This window comes from Akkermansia sp. N21116, from assembly GCF_029854705.2.
Classification (GTDB): domain Bacteria; phylum Verrucomicrobiota; class Verrucomicrobiia; order Verrucomicrobiales; family Akkermansiaceae; genus Akkermansia.
In genome coordinates this window covers 371,008-385,250 of the sequence record NZ_CP139035.1, presented here as the reverse complement: position 1 = coordinate 385,250, position 14,243 = coordinate 371,008, and the positions used below count along the sequence as shown (strand labels likewise).

The window sequence follows — 14,243 nt, the reverse complement described above, 5'->3', positions numbered from 1 at the left end:
ATCAAAATTTTATTTATATGTCTGACAAACCAAAAAACAGTTCTTGGATGAGTGGGACCATGATGCGTCGCGCTTTGTTTGATGCCCTGTGTAAATTCAACCCAGGTATTTTGATCAGGAACCCTGTCATTTTTATAACGGCTCTTGGTGCACTGGCAACGACGGTAGTTCTGATTCGCGAGGCGGTTTCCGGAGAATCCTTCGGATTCACATTGCAAATTACGTTGTGGTTGTGGTTTACCGTCCTATTTGCCAACTTTGCCGAAGCTCTGGCAGAGGGGCGCGGACGAGCCCAGGCCGATGCACTGAAAAAGATGCGAACGCACGTTAATGCAAGGCTGCTCAACGGTGTAACGGAGGAGATTGTTCCAGCCGATACATTGAAAAAAGATCAGCGGGTCATTTGTGAAGCCGGAGATACCATTCCGGCGGACGGTGAAGTGATTGAGGGGATTGCCAGTGTGGACGAATCTGCCATTACGGGAGAATCTGCTCCGGTCATCCGTGAAAGCGGAGGTGATCGTAGTGCCGTCACGGGAGGTACTAAAGTCATCAGTGACTCCATTATCATCCGGGTAACGGCGGAGCCTGGTCATTCCTTTCTTGATCGCATGATCTCCATGGTCGAAGGAGCCAATCGTCAGAAAACGCCGAATGAAATTGCCTTGGGCATTTTGCTTGTCGCTTTGAGCTGCGTTTTTATTGTGGTTATTTGTACCTTGCCGGCTATGGCCGGATTAATCGAAAATGAAGCGAAAGCTGCCGGATTCGGAGCATCCGGCAATTTGAGTATTCCCGTACTCGTTTCCCTGTTGATTTGCCTGATTCCGACGACGATAGGCGGGTTGTTGAGTGCCATCGGAATTAGTGGTATTGACCGTCTTGTCCGCCGGAACGTACTGGCAACATCGGGTCGTGCCGTAGAGGCAGCCGGGGACATTGATGTCTTGTTGCTGGACAAAACGGGCACTATTACGCTGGGTAATCGCATGGCGGAGGATTTTATCCCCGCTCCCGGGATTGAACCCGATCATTTGGCCCGGGCTGCTCAATTGGCTTCTCTGGCGGATGAAACGCCTGAAGGCCGCAGCATCGTTGTTCTTGCCAAAAAGAAATTCGGTATTCGGGGACGTGAAGTTGCTTCCCGTCAGACGGAATTCGTTCCATTCACAGCTTTGACCCGCATGAGCGGAGTCAATGTTGCTGCCGGAGAAGGGCAACCAACAATTGCTATCCGAAAGGGAGCGGCGGACAGTATTGATACCTGGGTACGGGAACAAGGCGGGCATTTCCCGGAAGCAGTCAGGTTCCATGTGGAACAAATAGCTGGTCTTGGAGGCACTCCGCTCGTAGTTGCCGAGAATGCAGATGTGCTTGGAGTTGTTTATCTGAAAGATGTGGTCAAGGGCGGAATCAAGGAACGTTTCGCCCACCTCCGCGAAATGGGTATTCGTACGGTCATGGTGACAGGCGATAATCCCCTGACGGCTGCATCGATCGCTGCCGAAGCTGGTGTTGACGATTTTATGGCTGAAGCTACGCCGGAAATGAAACTCCAGCGCATTCGTGACGAACAGGCAGCCGGACATCTTGTTGCCATGACGGGAGATGGTACCAACGATGCTCCCGCTCTGGCCCAGGCTGATGTCGGGGTCGCCATGAACACCGGTACACAAGCCGCCCGGGAAGCCGGCAATATGGTGGATTTGGATAGCAATCCGACAAAACTTATTGAAATTGTGGAAATAGGCAAACAGATGCTGATTACACGCGGAGCTTTGACGACGTTTTCATTTGCCAATGACGTGGCCAAATATTTTGCGATTATTCCCGCTATTTTTGCTGGTCTTTACATCACGGTAGGGGGGAAGGAAGGGCCTCTTGCCGGGCTGAATTTGATGGGGCTTGCCTCTCCGGAAAGCGCCATCCTGAGCGCGGTAATTTTTAATGCTTTGATTATTGTGGCTCTGATTCCCCTAGCGTTACGTGGCGTTGGTTACAAACCGGCAACGGCGGACTCCCTGCTTCGTCGTAATATTCTGGTATACGGTGTAGGCGGACTGATCGTTCCATTCATCGGCATTAAAGCGATAGATGTCCTGATCAACGCCATCCACTTGGTCTGATCTTTTCCCTGAAAAACTCGAACTATTTGAATATTATGAAATTGAAATGCAATAATCTGAGACTGTTTCTCGCCCTGGCTATCGTAACCGGCCTGGTCTACCCTCTGCTTGTTACAGGGTTGGCATTAGCTTTGTTTCCTCGTGAAGCGCGTGGAAGCATGCTGCAGGCAAAAGACGGTCGTTTGGTCGGTTCCGAATTGGTAGCCCAACCTGTCACCGGAGAGAATTATTTCTGGCCGCGTCCATCGGCAGCGGATTATGCGACGCTTCCGTCGGGGGCGAGTAATCTGTCCTGGAGTTCTGCCGAATTGAAAAAGATCGTTGAGGAACGGAGGGAATTTTTGTGGAAATCCCATGGATTTCCGTCGGGGACTCCTGTTCCTTCCGATCTCCTGTTTGCCTCCGGTAGCGGATTGGATCCGCATATTTCCCCGGCGGCAGCCGAATTTCAGGTCGAACGCGTGGCGAAGGCTCGCCGTCTTTCCTCCTGTAAAGTCCGAGAGCTGATACGGCAAAACACGGTTTCCGGCGGTTTTCTGGGAGAGGACGGAGTCAATGTCCTCATGTTGAACCTGGCCTTGGATGCGCTTAACTAACTTTTTTGTATCAATGAGAAAGGCGGCTCTCTTCCAATAGCATGGAAGAACCGCCTTTCCTATGGATTCGGAGAAGGATATTTTAAGTCAAAGCCTGCTGGTACTTGCCCTTGTTACTTCCCTTGATTTCGCCTTCGAGAACGATGACGAAAGGCTTGTCAGTCTTGTAATCCTGTGGAATGGCGATGTAGTAGATGTTTTCATTCCTTTTGTTCTTGCCGCCGGGCAGGATTTCAAGAGGAGTCTTACCATCCAGAAGGTAGGCTTTTTCGGGAGCTCCCTTGCTGCCGGGCAGGACGACCTTCACCCGGTTGTCTATTGGACGGTTGAAGACGGAAAGGTAGGTTTTACCTTCCTTCTGAGTGTAGTAACCCCAGCCTTGGGGCTTTAGGTTAGCATGATGCGCACCGTAAACGGCTTCTCCGTTGACCTTCATCCATGCGCCTATTTCTTTGGCGAGTTTCGTTTCTTCCGGGCGGATATTGCCCTTGGCATCGGGTCCGAAGTTAAGGACGAAGTTGCCGTCCATGGAATTGGCATGCATGATCATGTCGATCAGATCGTAACTGTTTTTGGCGTAGGTGAGCCAAGTGGCATGATAACCCCAGCCGTTTTCGGGAACCGTCATGCAGCAATCCCAGTCCACACCCTTCACTTGGTCGTAAGTTTCCGGGAGGTCGCGTTCCCAGGTTTGGTCATAGTCGTCGATGAGGTCGCCATTAGTGTCGTAGTGGCGTTTGCCGTTTTCGTCGGCGCGGAAACGGCTGCCGATAATCAGTCCCGGTTTGGCCTTGCGCAGGTCTTGGCCGAGTTGGTCGACCCAGGCATATTCACTCTTCCAGGAAGCATCCCAGGAACCATCGAACCACAATCCTTTCGTTTCGGGATATTTTTCCAGCAATTCGAAAAGTTGATTGCGGGTAAACTTCTTGAATTCCTCGTAGGCGGCCTTTTGTTCCGGCGTTTTCGGGGTGCCGGACATGTAACCCTTGTGGTTCCAGTCAATAATGGAGAAGTAGAGATGAACGTCGATACCTTCCTTCGTGTAGGCATCGACCAATTCCTTGACGATATCCTTTTTGTACGGAGAATTGGCAATGGTATAGTCCGTGTATTTACTAGGCCACATGCAGAAACCATCGTGGTGTTTGGTGGTGAAGATCATGTACTTCACTCCCATTTCCTTGGCGAGCTTCGCCCACTTGGCTGCATCGAATTCGGTGGGATTGAATTGTTTGTAAAAATTGTCGTACACGTCGTGGGGAATTTCATTCCAGACGCGGATCCATTCTCCGGCGCCGCCGAAGACTTTCCCGTTCCAGTGACCGCCCGGTACAGCGTAAACCCCCCAGTGGATGAACTGTCCCAAGCCGGAATCGCGCCACTGTTGCATGTCGGCATCGGTGCGCATGCCAGTGCGGTGGGAACCATGCTTGAGTTCCACTCTCTGTTTGGGAGGCGCTGGCTTGGCATAGCCGTCGGAAGGCATCAGAGCCAGTGTAAGAGCAAGAGATAAGAGAATATTTTTCATGTTGATACTGTGTATTTTGGATCATTCGATACATAGTGTTATCAAGACGTGATGTATGGCTTGTACATTATGCTATCGAATTTTCTGTCGTGGGAATAATTGCCGGAAGAATTCCATTTGACAATGAATTTTTACCGGAAAGATTCATTTCGTTTCAAATTGTACGATGGACATCATTTGTAATGATATGACATTGAAAGAAATAACGTGATTCGTGGTCGTTTGTTCCTGTTATTTTCTTTTGAGCTAAGACTGAGATGGTCGTTGACTCTCCTGCGAGGTGTCCGCATGCTTCTGTCTATGATCCGGGCGGTTCTTTTTGATATGGATGGTACGTTGGGCGATACGCTTCCGTTGTGCCTTGAAGCTTTCCGCCGTACGATTCGCGACATAGACGGCAGGGAACTGGGAGATGAAGAAATCTCTTGTTACTTCGGACCGTCCGACCGCGGAGTGATCAATCGTCTTTTGCCGGATAGTGAGGAAAAGAGGGAAAGAGCCTACGAGTTGTTTTTACGCTATTATAAGGAATTGCATCCTGAAATGGCTCCTGCTCCTTTTCCCGGAGTTATAGAGGTGCTCGAAATGCTGGAAGAAAGAGGAATTTGCCTGGGAGTTGTCACTGGCAAAGAACCGGAGACGGCAAAAATCACATTGGAACAATTCGGCCTCACAAGATTCTTTGGCAGCTTTATCGGAACAGGCTCTCCGGAGAAGGTAGTCAAGGCAAATAGAATTAATCATTTGTGTGAAATTTTTAATATTCGCGCCTCGGAAGATGTCGTGTATGTCGGCGATGTTCCTGCCGATGTGAAATCGTCCCGGATTGCCGGAGTTGTTCCAGTTTCTGCGGCTTGGGCTTCGACGGCTGACGTTCCTGCCCTTCGTGCGGCCGTTCCCGCATACCTGTTTGTTTCCATAAGTCAGCTTAGGCTATATTTGGACAGGAAGACGCGTCCCTGCATATGGAATCCCAAACCTTGGAAGTCTTTTTGGGGATACACCCTGATTTTGCTGGTTATGTTTTTCCTGGCCTTGGGATTCATGTCGGAGATACTTTATCCGTTTTCCAGCAAGGAAATTTTGCTGATCCTCATGCTTGTGACCTATTTTTTGATTGGCTTGGGACTGTTCAAAACGATGCTGGGTCACCGTTGAACGAATTGACAGGGAAACGTAAAGCGGAAACCTTATAGAAGGTGGAACTTCTATAACTTAAATCCCCTGCGGAAGCGAATTCCGCAGGGGATAGTATCGAAAGAGTTACTTAAAATAGATTAGGCATTCCGATCGCAATCTTCCTGTTCCGGTTTGGGAAGAGCGATTTTGCCGCTGCGGGTCAGCAACTGGATGTCGTAGTCCTTCATCAACGTCAGGAACCGGTCGATTTTGAATTCGTCGCCTGTGACTTCAATAGTGAGCGTATCTTTGGTGACGTCCACGATCTGGGCGTGGAACAGACGGCTAAGTTCGACAACTTCATGCCGCGTCTGCGCCGTAACACCGACGCGAAGGAGAACGATTTCGCGATACACGTTGTCGGTATTTCTGAAGTCGATGACTTCGACCGTGTTGACTAGCTTTTCCAGGTGCTTGATGATTTGATTCAGGACATCTTCCCGTTCGCGGACGACAATTGTCATGCGCGAGAATCGGGGATCCTGACTCGGGGCCACGTTCAATGAATGAATATTGTAGCCTCGTCCACTGAAAAGTCCGGCAATGCGGGCAAGCACGCCGAATTTATTTTCAACAAGTACTGATATGGTGTGACGGGTCATAATGTATCGCTTTGTTAAGCGGCACATACTGTGCATGAATCGGGGGTAAGCGTCAAGCCCGTTGAAATCCGGCAAAACCGGAAGATGCGTTAGTAAGAGGTCCCGTAACATTTTGACGAATTTGTTTTTTGTTTACTCTTGGCTTTTATTCAGGAAGATTTATAGTGCGACAACGATGAAAAAGACGCTTCTTTCTTTAGGTTTGTGTGCGGCAATGGCGTATGCCTCCGCATGGGCCGCCAAGGTGGATATCGAACAGGTTTATACCTTTGAAAAGGATTATCCCGTGAAAGCCGTTGCTGCCGTACCTTCCGATGTTCCCGTTAAAAATGTTATCTTCATGATCGGCGACGGCATGGGGATGCACCATGTGTTTACGGCGTGGGCCGCTAACAAAGGAAAGTTGAATCTGGAGCATTGCACGGTAACCGGTCTTGCGAAAACCTGGTGTACGGACAAACTGATAACGGATTCCGCAGCTTCCGGTACGGCTCTGGCTTCCGGTAGTAAGACGACATATGGCACTGTCGGTATGACCCCCGATGGCAAGAAGCTTGATTCCCTTGTTGACGATGCCGCTGGTATGGGTAAATCGACCGGCGTAGTCGTGACATGCGATTTAACGGATGCAACTCCGGCTGCTTTTTGTGCTAATGCTCCGAATCGTTCCCAAGCTTGGGATATTGCCGCCTGTTTTCCGACCAGTAAGGCAGATTTTATTTTCGGTGGTGGCTCGGCCAAGTTCGAAGGGCGTCCCGACGGACGTAATTTGTTCGCCGAAATGAAGAAAGCCGGCTATACTATAGCCAGGAATTGGGAAGAGACGGATGCTGTTAAAGAAGGCCGGGTATTTGCAGTAGTGGATAAGGGTAATTTGGCCAAGCCGTCCGAGCGTGGCGACGTGTTGGAAAAGGCGGTGATGAAGGCTATTGACATATTGGCAGGCAATAAAAAGGGATTTTTCCTAATGGTCGAAGGTTCCAAGATCGATAAAGAAGCCCATGCCAACAATCTTCCTGTTATGCTGGATGAATTGTACGATTTTGATCGTACCGTCGGCAAGGTGCTTTCCTGGGCATCGCAACACCCCGGTACGCTCGTCGTCATTACTGCGGATCACAATACGGGCGGCCTGACACTGATTGGCGGCGATAAGGAAAAGGGTGAAGTGAAATGCAAATTCTCGACCGGCAATCACAATGAAGTAGCTGTTCCCGTTTATGCCTATGGAGCTGGTAGCGGTGTTTTCACAGGAGTGTATGAAAATACCGAAATCTGCAACAGAATTCGCGAAGCGCTCAAGAATGGCAGTAAATGAGAAGTGAATTGCTGCGATCGCCCGAAGTCCTCTAATGAGGCTTCGGGCGATTGATTTGAAACGCCGGGGTGCCTTGTTCTTGCTTCATTATCTCCGGGAAGTGAGACAGTCCGCAGTGGATTATGTGATATGGGACAGATTGTGGCCTGGTTATCATCCCCTTCCCAGTTTGGTAAACGGTTATGGAGATTTTGACGAAGCGATCCAGTCCGGGGATGCTATGGCGTATATGGTCTTGCAGGATATGTGCGTGAAGACAGATCCTCCTGCGCTGGGAGAATATGTGATTGAAGAATTGAAAAAGAAAGCCGATGCGGGTAATACCCATGCAGCAGGGCAATTGGTGAAATTGCTTTTTGACACATGGATCAGATTTGAGCCTCGGTTTGGCTATATCTCTTCATTGAGCCTTGATTCCGGATTATTCAGGAGATGAAGGAGAGTCTGTTTTAGCTCAAGGTTTTGCCTGAATTGGACTTTATGCCGATCAGAACCAATCAGAAGATTTACGAGCAATTTTGCTTCTCCTCCTGTCAGAGATGCCATGGCGGCTTGGGGAGAAAAATGTTATCGGCAGGGCAATTTGACGATGACTTATGCGTTTGCCGGAATTTATGAACAAGGAATCGGCGTCCCCGTCGACTTGGGGAAGGCGTGGCGCAACCTGATGAGCCTGGTAGCTCCTTCGGTTCCATATTGCCTGTGGATGATGAAATATGATGATGGATGGCCCTGGGATGATCACATCAAGAGGAAATTGTCTTTTCCCAACTGTGTCAAATTAGATGCCATTTCCATGGTGTTGCGGCATCCGGAGTTTCCGGGACGGGACGAAAGTGAGGCCTATCGGCTTGCTATGTCTATGGACAATCCCGATTTTCACGGAGTTCCCATGGAAGGTCCCGTCTGTTATGTTTTGGGCATAGTCCATGAACGAGGGATTGGAACGCAGGTGGACAAGGAAAAAGCGCTTCGTTATTATAAGGCCTGTTCCAATGGCTCGTGGCCGCACCAGGGGTGCCGGGAACGTTTTGATGCGTTGACGGAACAAATATAACACCTGTCCCGGCGAATTATTCCGGGACAGGTGTTTTGATGTGACATGTTCACCGAAGCATGGCTTAGACGATGTTGTAGTACTGTTCCCAGCCCTTGCGGGGAGGGGCTCCGGCGAGAAGCTTATTGGCTTCTTCATCGTTTGTGATCTGCTTGGTGGCGCGGTCCAGAATGATCTTTCGGTTCAGGCGCTGGGCAAGGACGCCCAGGCAGAATACCTGGCTGAGCGGCCCGGCAACAGAGAACGGGGAACGCGTCTTTTCCTTGCCCATGCAGGCCAGGAGGAAGTTGGCGAAGTGGTTGGATGTGCTCTTCGGTACTTCGGGCAGGCGGGACTGCATTTCCCTGGCCTTGTCGGGCGGGATGATGGAGAGTGTGCTACCGTGGGAACCTCCCTTGAAGGTGAGCTCCTTCGAATAAATTTCCTTGCCGGGATTCAGCTTGGCTGGTTGGAGTTTGCCGCCGGCGACGGTGGGTATGTTGGGATCGACTTCGGAGACCCCATAGCCTTCCGGCACAGCGGGGATGTTATCGACACCATCGTACCAGGTAATATCCACGGGAGGCATGCCGCTGCGTTTCGGAAAGCGGAACAGGATGGTGGAGGACATTGGGAAGAAGAAAGGATTATGATCCTTTAACATCAACGGGTTGACTTCATAGGGAAGCCCCAGTTCAAGGAATTCGTGGGCGGTGTCGAGAATGTGAGCGCCCCAGTCGCCGAGGGCTCCCATGCCGAAGTCGTACCAGCAACGCCATTGGCCGAGGTGGTAATCGTGGTTGTAGTCATGGTGGGCGACGGCACTCAGCCATGTGTCCCAGTCAAGCGTCTTGGGGACAGGTTCGCCCAGGGGCATGTGCGTGATTTTTGGATCCCAGCCGTGCCAGCGGCGAGCGGAGTTCATGTGGGCCGTGATAGCGGTAACGTCCTTGATGATGCCAGCTTCCTTCCAGGCTTTGAACTGGAAGTAGTTGCCTTCCGAATGGCCCTGGTTGCCCATTTGGGTGACGACGCCGAATTTATCGGCTCCCTTCATCATGAGTTCGATTTCCTGGAATGTACGGGCCATGGGCTTTTCCACATAGACATGTTTGCCGCGGGCCATGGCTTCCATGGTAATGGGGAAGTGGCTATGATCCGGAACACCGATGCAGACGGCATCGATCTTGTCCGACATTTTGTCGAACATTTTGCGGAAATCCTGAAAACGAGGTGCGTCAGGGAACTTGGACATCAGCTTGCGCGTATGGGGCGCGCCCATGTCGACATCGCACAGGGCGACGATGTTGCAGAGGCCGGTGGAGTTCATGGCAAGGCCTATTTCTCCACCCCGGTTGCCAATGCCGATGAGGGCAAGGTTGACTTTATCGTTCGGGCTGATGATACGTCCACCCGGTGTGGCGGCGTAGGACTTCGGAATCCAGAAGGCTGGTACGGAGGCTGCTGCCGAGATGGCGAGAGCCTGTTTCAGAAACAAACGTCGAGAAGAGTTATTAGAGATCATGGTAAAGAACCATATAGGATGATTTGCCCTCCTTCTGCAAATAGAAAAATGCCGTTAATACACACAAAATGTGTTTTTTGAGATCAAAGCATTTTTTTTGAAAGAAATCGGGATTTAGTGCGTATATATTTAATTGATGGTCTGATGTTTTTGCACTCCTGAACCGACAGATCAGATTTTGATGAATGTCTTTTTCGCATAGAGAAAGTACAGGATCCCCCAAATGAGCGCATAGTTGCAGAGCTGGAAAACAAAGTTGGAGGCATTGCCGAAGCAGGAGCTGAACCCCGCAAATAGAGCCCGGGACAAATTACCCTCCGGGGGGCAAACACATGTCCACATGTAGACAAAAATGGCGTTGCACCCGATAACCTTCAAGGGAAAGAAGAGCCAGTTTTGTTTCAGAATATCGGCAATGATGTAGAAAACTGCCAGAAGAAGGAAACACCATCCTGCCGCCCATAGAACCATGGAGCTGGTGAACAGATGCTTAATGATAGGAAGCTGCAGACTCCAGGCATAGCCGAGTCCCAGGGATAATGCTCCTGCCGTCGCAAGCATTGCCACCTTTTGGGCATGCCCCGTTCCATGTTTGAGAATGTCTCCCGCCCATACTCCCAAAAGAGTCAATGCGCCAAAAGAAAGCTGAGGCAGGATCCAGGCATAGTTGGTGCCGTCCTGGAAGCGTCCCTCCAGAGTCTTGTCGATATAGAGGGCAAGGTTGTTGTCGGGCTCCAGAGTTCCGGCAGGGTTTCCGCCATATGGAATGAATTGCAGAACCAAGGCATAGACGGCAAGCAGAACCAAGGCGATCCAGGGACGCCAGGAACGGGGCAGGTGAAGCATGCAGATGGCAGCAATCAGATATCCGCCGGCAATGGCTTGAAGGGTGTTGCAGAACAGGTGGATACGATCCGGTTGAAAGGAGAGCAGGTTGCCCTGCGCTACCATGCCGAGGAGGAAAAGGAGTACGACTCTTTTCAGAATCTTCAGATAGATTTTCCACTTCGGAGATTGTCCCATAGCCTTGCCGATGGAAAACGGCATGGCCGATCCGACGATGAAAATGAACAGAGGCATGACGAGATCCCACGCGGAAAATCCGATCCACGGAACATGGCGTGTATGATAGGCAAGCCATTCCGGTACGGGATTCCAGGCAAGGCGGGAAACTGCCAGAAAGATGGAAAGGCCTCCGGTGAGGAAGAACATGTCGAATCCGCGCAAGGCATCTATGGCTGCGATACGCTGGGAAGGAGAGGCTGGGGGAGGTGCGTTCATGGGAGTTGGAGGGAAAGGTGGAAAGCCGCCATGTCATGAATTCGACATGGTAGCCGGAATGGATCGGAGTAGCATACACCGGCATGGCAGCAGAAAGAGACACGCATCCCTCGTTCTCCGGCGAAGGAGAGATTGAGCGGTTTGTTCGCGATGAATTGAACCGTTGGGGGCTGGTGAACTGGTCGTTCCGCTGGGATCGTGCCCGGAGAAGACTGGGATCCTGCCGATACAAGGACCAGCTTATTACTCTTTCCAGGCACTTCGTCAAACTCAATTCCGATAATTCCGGACAAATTATCGACACGGTTTTCCATGAAATCGCTCATGCCCTGGCGTGGGTTCATTCCCGTGAACAGGGGCATGGCAGGCAGTGGAGGGAATGGTGCCTGCGTGTTGGAGCCGTTCCTCGAGCCAAAGCCATGCCAGGAGAAATCCAGGAGGGATCGTACCGGTATATTCTCCGGATCAAGACAACGGGAGAATTCGTTGCCGGATACTATAGGAAGCCTGCCTGTCACCGGTATCTGAGTCGTGTTATGATTCGCAACAGGCCTGAAACCAAAGGATTGCTGGAACTGGTGGAAGTCGACAGGGGGGAGTGAGCTTTTTCAAAAACAAATGGTGTCGGAATTTGCATTTTAAGCTTGCAAAAACTTGACTGCCTGATTCCGTGCGTTTATCCTCCCCGCGCAATGGCAAAAGTACCCGTAATCAACCTTCGCAAGGGCCACGCCGTCAATTATAACAATGACGTTTGTGTTGTCACCAACATGGAGCACAAGTGCCCGCCTCGCATGGCATCCTATGTGCAGATGACCATCCGCAGTATTTCTTCCAAGAAAGTGTACAATCTCCGCATGACTTCCAACGAATCTCTGGAAGGCGTGAATTTGGCTCGTGAAGAATACGAATTTAGCTACGTAGACGGTATGGGCTACCATTTCATGGAACCCGAAACCTTCGAAGATGTAACCGTTACGGAAGACATTGTCGAGCCCGTCAAGGACTACCTGATGGAAGGCCAGATCTACATTCTCCTGTTTACGGACGGTACGGCTTGTTCAATTGAGCTGCCGGCTGCGATCACCATGACGGTGGAAGAAGCTCCCGAAGGTGTTAAAGGCGATTCTGCAAACAACGTGTACAAGTCGGCTAAAATGACTACGGGACTCGTTGTCCAGGTTCCTCTGTTCATTAAGCCCGGCGAACGTATTTCCGTTAAAACGGAAGACGGCACCTATCTTGGTCGTGTTAACGGATAATTCCGGCGCGCCTTCTCTGAAATTATTTTGAACAACTGCGGCGTACCTGTTTCTTGAAGCAGGGCGTCGCAGTTTTTTGTGGCGGGACTTGCCGGATACTCCAAGCTTCTCCGTTTTCCGTGGATAAAAAAAGCGGGTCTCCGACATGAAAGTCGGAAACCCGCCATGGGAAAAAGCCGGAATGCTTAGGCCTGGGGGGCGTCGACTTTGACGACGCGCAGGGGAACGCGGCAGATGATGTCGCCATCAAGAGCGATGTCGACGGAATAATCACCGGGTTTTTCAAAGCGCAATCCTTGGAAGTTCATGATCAGGTTGCGGGTGAAGAAGGAAGCTCCTTCGGGAAGGGCCACCGTCAAATCGCCTGTGATAGGCATGCGTTCCGGATCAAGAGCTTTGCCGTCTTCATCTACGACAGAAATACCGAGCTTGTGGTCGCCGGCATCTTCGGGCGTCATGCAGATGCGGAGAGCCAGGGAGCACATCGGATGGATCACGGGAGTGTTCTGGGCAAAAAGCGTATCGAATGCACCTTGGAAGCAAAGTTTGCCTTGGTAGTCGGCGGCATAGTCACAAAGGACGGCAGTTTGGATATTCATGATAGATTGGGATAATTAGAGTCAATAGGAATGCAGGCTTCTTTTCTTGGAAACCGGCAAACGAACGGTTTTATCTATTAGGATTTTCCCTTCAAAATTGCAAGACTGAATTTGTAGGGAAGTCTCAAGATTCGGCCTCTCTCATGGCAGCTTTGACGTAGGCGGCTATTTTGGATTCATCTTTGTCGGCTGCCCAGACGACTCTCAGAAAATCCGCCGGGTGGATATTGCCGTGTTCACGCAGGAAATTACGGTCTCCTCCGCAACAGAACATGACGTCCGGATCCAGAGTGCCGCGCAGCTTGGCTTCTGCCTTCTTGATAATGCGTGGAAGGTAGGCAATGTCCTGGAGCTGATCTCCGAAGGTGGGGAGCTGATTGACCGTAACCGGTTCTGATAGATCCGGCTGCCCCTTCTGGATCGTCAGGAAGTAATCGCGCCGGACTGCGGCAACAAGAAGGGCCGTGGATGGAGTGGGCACTCCTTCCTGGGCGTAGTCCTCAACAAAGTCGAACATTTCCCTCGGCTTGTAGCCGATGGTGGCTAGAAAAGCTTTTTCGCGTTCCGTAAAAAAGGTTTCGATGTTGTGTTGCCCCTCTTGGAAGCGGGCGACGGATTCACGAAACAGGGCTTCAAATCGATCATTCCATAACATAGTGGTAACGGGGAATATTAGATTTCCAGGCAACTGTCCATTTCGGTTGCTTTACCTGGTTGGACACGAAGTCTTCCGGTTTCGTTCAACAGAACAGCCTTTACCTGTTCTTTCTCTTTTTGAAGCTTAGAACGGCCAGCTGCTTGGCGAGATTTGCTTCGTAGCGGGCTTGTTCTTCACGGGACATGGTTTCACGTTCTTTCAAGGCTTCCTTGGCGGCGGCGATGGCTTTTTCTACGCTATGCTCGTCGATTTGGGCATCCTCCAAGGCCAAGTCGGTGACGACGGTAATACGGTCGTTGACGACTTGGAGAAAGCCGTTGCCGACTACGAGGAATTCCTCTTGTTCCGTTCCGGCGGGCTTGCAGCGCAGTTCTCCGGGGGAAATGATCGTGATCAGGGGCTCGTGTCCCGGAAGAATGCCCAGTTCTCCTTGTGCGCCCGGGACGTAAACGTATTCGGTGTCCAGGGAACGGGCAACGCCTAGCGGCGTAACAATTTCAAGGCTGATTGGCATGAGGATGGCAGGTGGA

The 14,243-nt window shown here is 50.9% G+C and carries 15 protein-coding genes; 8 read left to right on the top strand and 7 right to left on the bottom strand.

Going from position 1 to position 14,243, the window contains the following annotated elements; all coding sequences use genetic code 11:
• Nucleotides 1-17 precede the first annotated feature (17 nt).
• Both kdpB and kdpC read left to right on the top strand, forming a co-directional pair.
• Nucleotides 18-2,126 carry a potassium-transporting ATPase subunit KdpB gene (gene kdpB, locus QET93_RS01510; RefSeq protein ID WP_280133005.1) on the top strand — a complete coding sequence of 703 codons (2,109 nt, stop codon included), beginning with the start codon at nucleotides 18-20 and terminating at the stop codon, nucleotides 2,124-2,126.
• Nucleotides 2,127-2,161: 35 nt separating this feature from the next.
• The gene (gene kdpC, locus QET93_RS01505; RefSeq protein WP_280133004.1) at nucleotides 2,162-2,722 is read left to right on the top strand and encodes a potassium-transporting ATPase subunit KdpC; all 561 of its coding nucleotides are present in this window, start codon (nucleotides 2,162-2,164) and stop codon (nucleotides 2,720-2,722) included.
• Nucleotides 2,723-2,804: 82 nt separating this feature from the next.
• On the opposite strand, the gene QET93_RS01500 is transcribed toward kdpC, so the two are convergent.
• A complete protein-coding gene (locus tag QET93_RS01500; protein WP_280133003.1) occupies nucleotides 2,805-4,253 on the bottom strand; it encodes an alpha-L-fucosidase in 1,449 nt (482 codons plus the stop codon).
• 288 nt (nucleotides 4,254-4,541) lie between these two features.
• Between QET93_RS01500 and QET93_RS01495 the strand changes: the two genes are divergently transcribed.
• Nucleotides 4,542-5,411, top strand: coding sequence for an HAD family hydrolase (locus QET93_RS01495; RefSeq protein ID WP_280125868.1), 870 nt, complete (start codon nucleotides 4,542-4,544; stop codon nucleotides 5,409-5,411).
• A gap of 119 nt (nucleotides 5,412-5,530) precedes the next feature.
• Here the strand turns inward: QET93_RS01495 and ilvN are convergent, their stop codons facing one another.
• On the bottom strand, nucleotides 5,531-6,034 hold the full coding sequence (gene ilvN / locus QET93_RS01490) for an acetolactate synthase small subunit (RefSeq protein ID WP_280125867.1): 504 nt from the start codon (nucleotides 6,032-6,034) through the stop codon (nucleotides 5,531-5,533).
• Between the two features lie 175 nt (nucleotides 6,035-6,209).
• On the opposite strand from ilvN, the gene QET93_RS01485 reads away from it, so the two are divergent.
• The 3 genes from QET93_RS01485 (at nucleotide 6,210) to QET93_RS01475 (ending at nucleotide 8,409) form a co-directional block, all read left to right on the top strand.
• Complete coding sequence (locus tag QET93_RS01485) at nucleotides 6,210-7,352, top strand: alkaline phosphatase (RefSeq protein ID WP_280133002.1); 1,143 nt, start codon at nucleotides 6,210-6,212, stop codon at nucleotides 7,350-7,352.
• 169 nt (nucleotides 7,353-7,521) lie between these two features.
• Nucleotides 7,522-7,788, top strand: a complete 267-nt coding sequence (locus tag QET93_RS01480) for a hypothetical protein (protein WP_322190059.1) — start codon at nucleotides 7,522-7,524, stop codon at nucleotides 7,786-7,788.
• Nucleotides 7,789-7,896: 108 nt separating this feature from the next.
• Complete coding sequence (locus tag QET93_RS01475; RefSeq protein WP_322190058.1) at nucleotides 7,897-8,409, top strand: hypothetical protein; 513 nt, start codon at nucleotides 7,897-7,899, stop codon at nucleotides 8,407-8,409.
• Between the two features lie 64 nt (nucleotides 8,410-8,473).
• Here QET93_RS01475 and QET93_RS01470 read toward each other — a convergent pair whose 3' ends face one another.
• Both QET93_RS01470 and QET93_RS01465 read right to left on the bottom strand, forming a co-directional pair.
• The gene (locus tag QET93_RS01470) at nucleotides 8,474-9,913 is read right to left on the bottom strand and encodes a Gfo/Idh/MocA family oxidoreductase (protein WP_280132999.1); all 1,440 of its coding nucleotides are present in this window, start codon (nucleotides 9,911-9,913) and stop codon (nucleotides 8,474-8,476) included.
• 171 nt (nucleotides 9,914-10,084) lie between these two features.
• Nucleotides 10,085-11,194 carry a DUF5009 domain-containing protein gene (locus QET93_RS01465; protein WP_280125863.1) on the bottom strand — a complete coding sequence of 370 codons (1,110 nt, stop codon included), beginning with the start codon at nucleotides 11,192-11,194 and terminating at the stop codon, nucleotides 10,085-10,087.
• 83 nt (nucleotides 11,195-11,277) lie between these two features.
• Between QET93_RS01465 and QET93_RS01460 the strand changes: the two genes are divergently transcribed.
• Together QET93_RS01460 and QET93_RS01455 are read left to right on the top strand one after the other, a co-directional pair.
• Nucleotides 11,278-11,796 carry a SprT-like domain-containing protein gene (locus QET93_RS01460; RefSeq protein WP_280132998.1) on the top strand — a complete coding sequence of 173 codons (519 nt, stop codon included), beginning with the start codon at nucleotides 11,278-11,280 and terminating at the stop codon, nucleotides 11,794-11,796.
• A gap of 90 nt (nucleotides 11,797-11,886) precedes the next feature.
• Entirely contained in the window at nucleotides 11,887-12,456 is a 570-nt protein-coding gene (locus QET93_RS01455) for an elongation factor P (RefSeq protein WP_280125861.1), read from the top strand.
• A 185-nt stretch (nucleotides 12,457-12,641) separates the two neighbouring features.
• On the opposite strand, the gene QET93_RS01450 is transcribed toward QET93_RS01455, so the two are convergent.
• From QET93_RS01450 to atpC, 3 genes are all read right to left on the bottom strand, one after another.
• Nucleotides 12,642-13,055 carry a hypothetical protein gene (locus tag QET93_RS01450; RefSeq protein ID WP_280125860.1) on the bottom strand — a complete coding sequence of 138 codons (414 nt, stop codon included), beginning with the start codon at nucleotides 13,053-13,055 and terminating at the stop codon, nucleotides 12,642-12,644.
• A gap of 124 nt (nucleotides 13,056-13,179) precedes the next feature.
• Complete coding sequence (locus QET93_RS01445; RefSeq protein ID WP_280125859.1) at nucleotides 13,180-13,710, bottom strand: hypothetical protein; 531 nt, start codon at nucleotides 13,708-13,710, stop codon at nucleotides 13,180-13,182.
• Nucleotides 13,711-13,810: 100 nt separating this feature from the next.
• A complete protein-coding gene (gene atpC, locus QET93_RS01440) occupies nucleotides 13,811-14,227 on the bottom strand; it encodes an ATP synthase F1 subunit epsilon (RefSeq protein WP_280125858.1) in 417 nt (138 codons plus the stop codon).
• Nucleotides 14,228-14,243: the final 16 nt, after the last annotated feature.

What these genes read in the sequence shown, in the direction of transcription:
- kdpB (WP_280133005.1), top strand. Translation starts at nt 18, where the DNA reads ATGTCTGACAAACCAAAAAACAGTTCTTGGATGAGTGGGACCATGATG.
- kdpC (WP_280133004.1), top strand. Translation starts at nt 2,162, where the DNA reads ATGAAATTGAAATGCAATAATCTGAGACTGTTTCTCGCCCTGGCTATC.
- QET93_RS01500 (WP_280133003.1), bottom strand. Translation starts at nt 4,253, where the DNA reads ATGAAAAATATTCTCTTATCTCTTGCTCTTACACTGGCTCTGATGCCT.
- QET93_RS01495 (WP_280125868.1), top strand. Translation starts at nt 4,542, where the DNA reads ATGCTTCTGTCTATGATCCGGGCGGTTCTTTTTGATATGGATGGTACG.
- ilvN (WP_280125867.1), bottom strand. Translation starts at nt 6,034, where the DNA reads ATGACCCGTCACACCATATCAGTACTTGTTGAAAATAAATTCGGCGTG.
- QET93_RS01485 (WP_280133002.1), top strand. Translation starts at nt 6,210, where the DNA reads ATGAAAAAGACGCTTCTTTCTTTAGGTTTGTGTGCGGCAATGGCGTAT.
- QET93_RS01475 (WP_322190058.1), top strand. Translation starts at nt 7,897, where the DNA reads ATGGCGGCTTGGGGAGAAAAATGTTATCGGCAGGGCAATTTGACGATG.
- QET93_RS01470 (WP_280132999.1), bottom strand. Translation starts at nt 9,913, where the DNA reads ATGATCTCTAATAACTCTTCTCGACGTTTGTTTCTGAAACAGGCTCTC.
- QET93_RS01465 (WP_280125863.1), bottom strand. Translation starts at nt 11,194, where the DNA reads ATGAACGCACCTCCCCCAGCCTCTCCTTCCCAGCGTATCGCAGCCATA.
- QET93_RS01460 (WP_280132998.1), top strand. Translation starts at nt 11,278, where the DNA reads ATGGCAGCAGAAAGAGACACGCATCCCTCGTTCTCCGGCGAAGGAGAG.
- QET93_RS01455 (WP_280125861.1), top strand. Translation starts at nt 11,887, where the DNA reads ATGGCAAAAGTACCCGTAATCAACCTTCGCAAGGGCCACGCCGTCAAT.
- QET93_RS01450 (WP_280125860.1), bottom strand. Translation starts at nt 13,055, where the DNA reads ATGAATATCCAAACTGCCGTCCTTTGTGACTATGCCGCCGACTACCAA.
- QET93_RS01445 (WP_280125859.1), bottom strand. Translation starts at nt 13,710, where the DNA reads ATGTTATGGAATGATCGATTTGAAGCCCTGTTTCGTGAATCCGTCGCC.
- atpC (WP_280125858.1), bottom strand. Translation starts at nt 14,227, where the DNA reads ATGCCAATCAGCCTTGAAATTGTTACGCCGCTAGGCGTTGCCCGTTCC.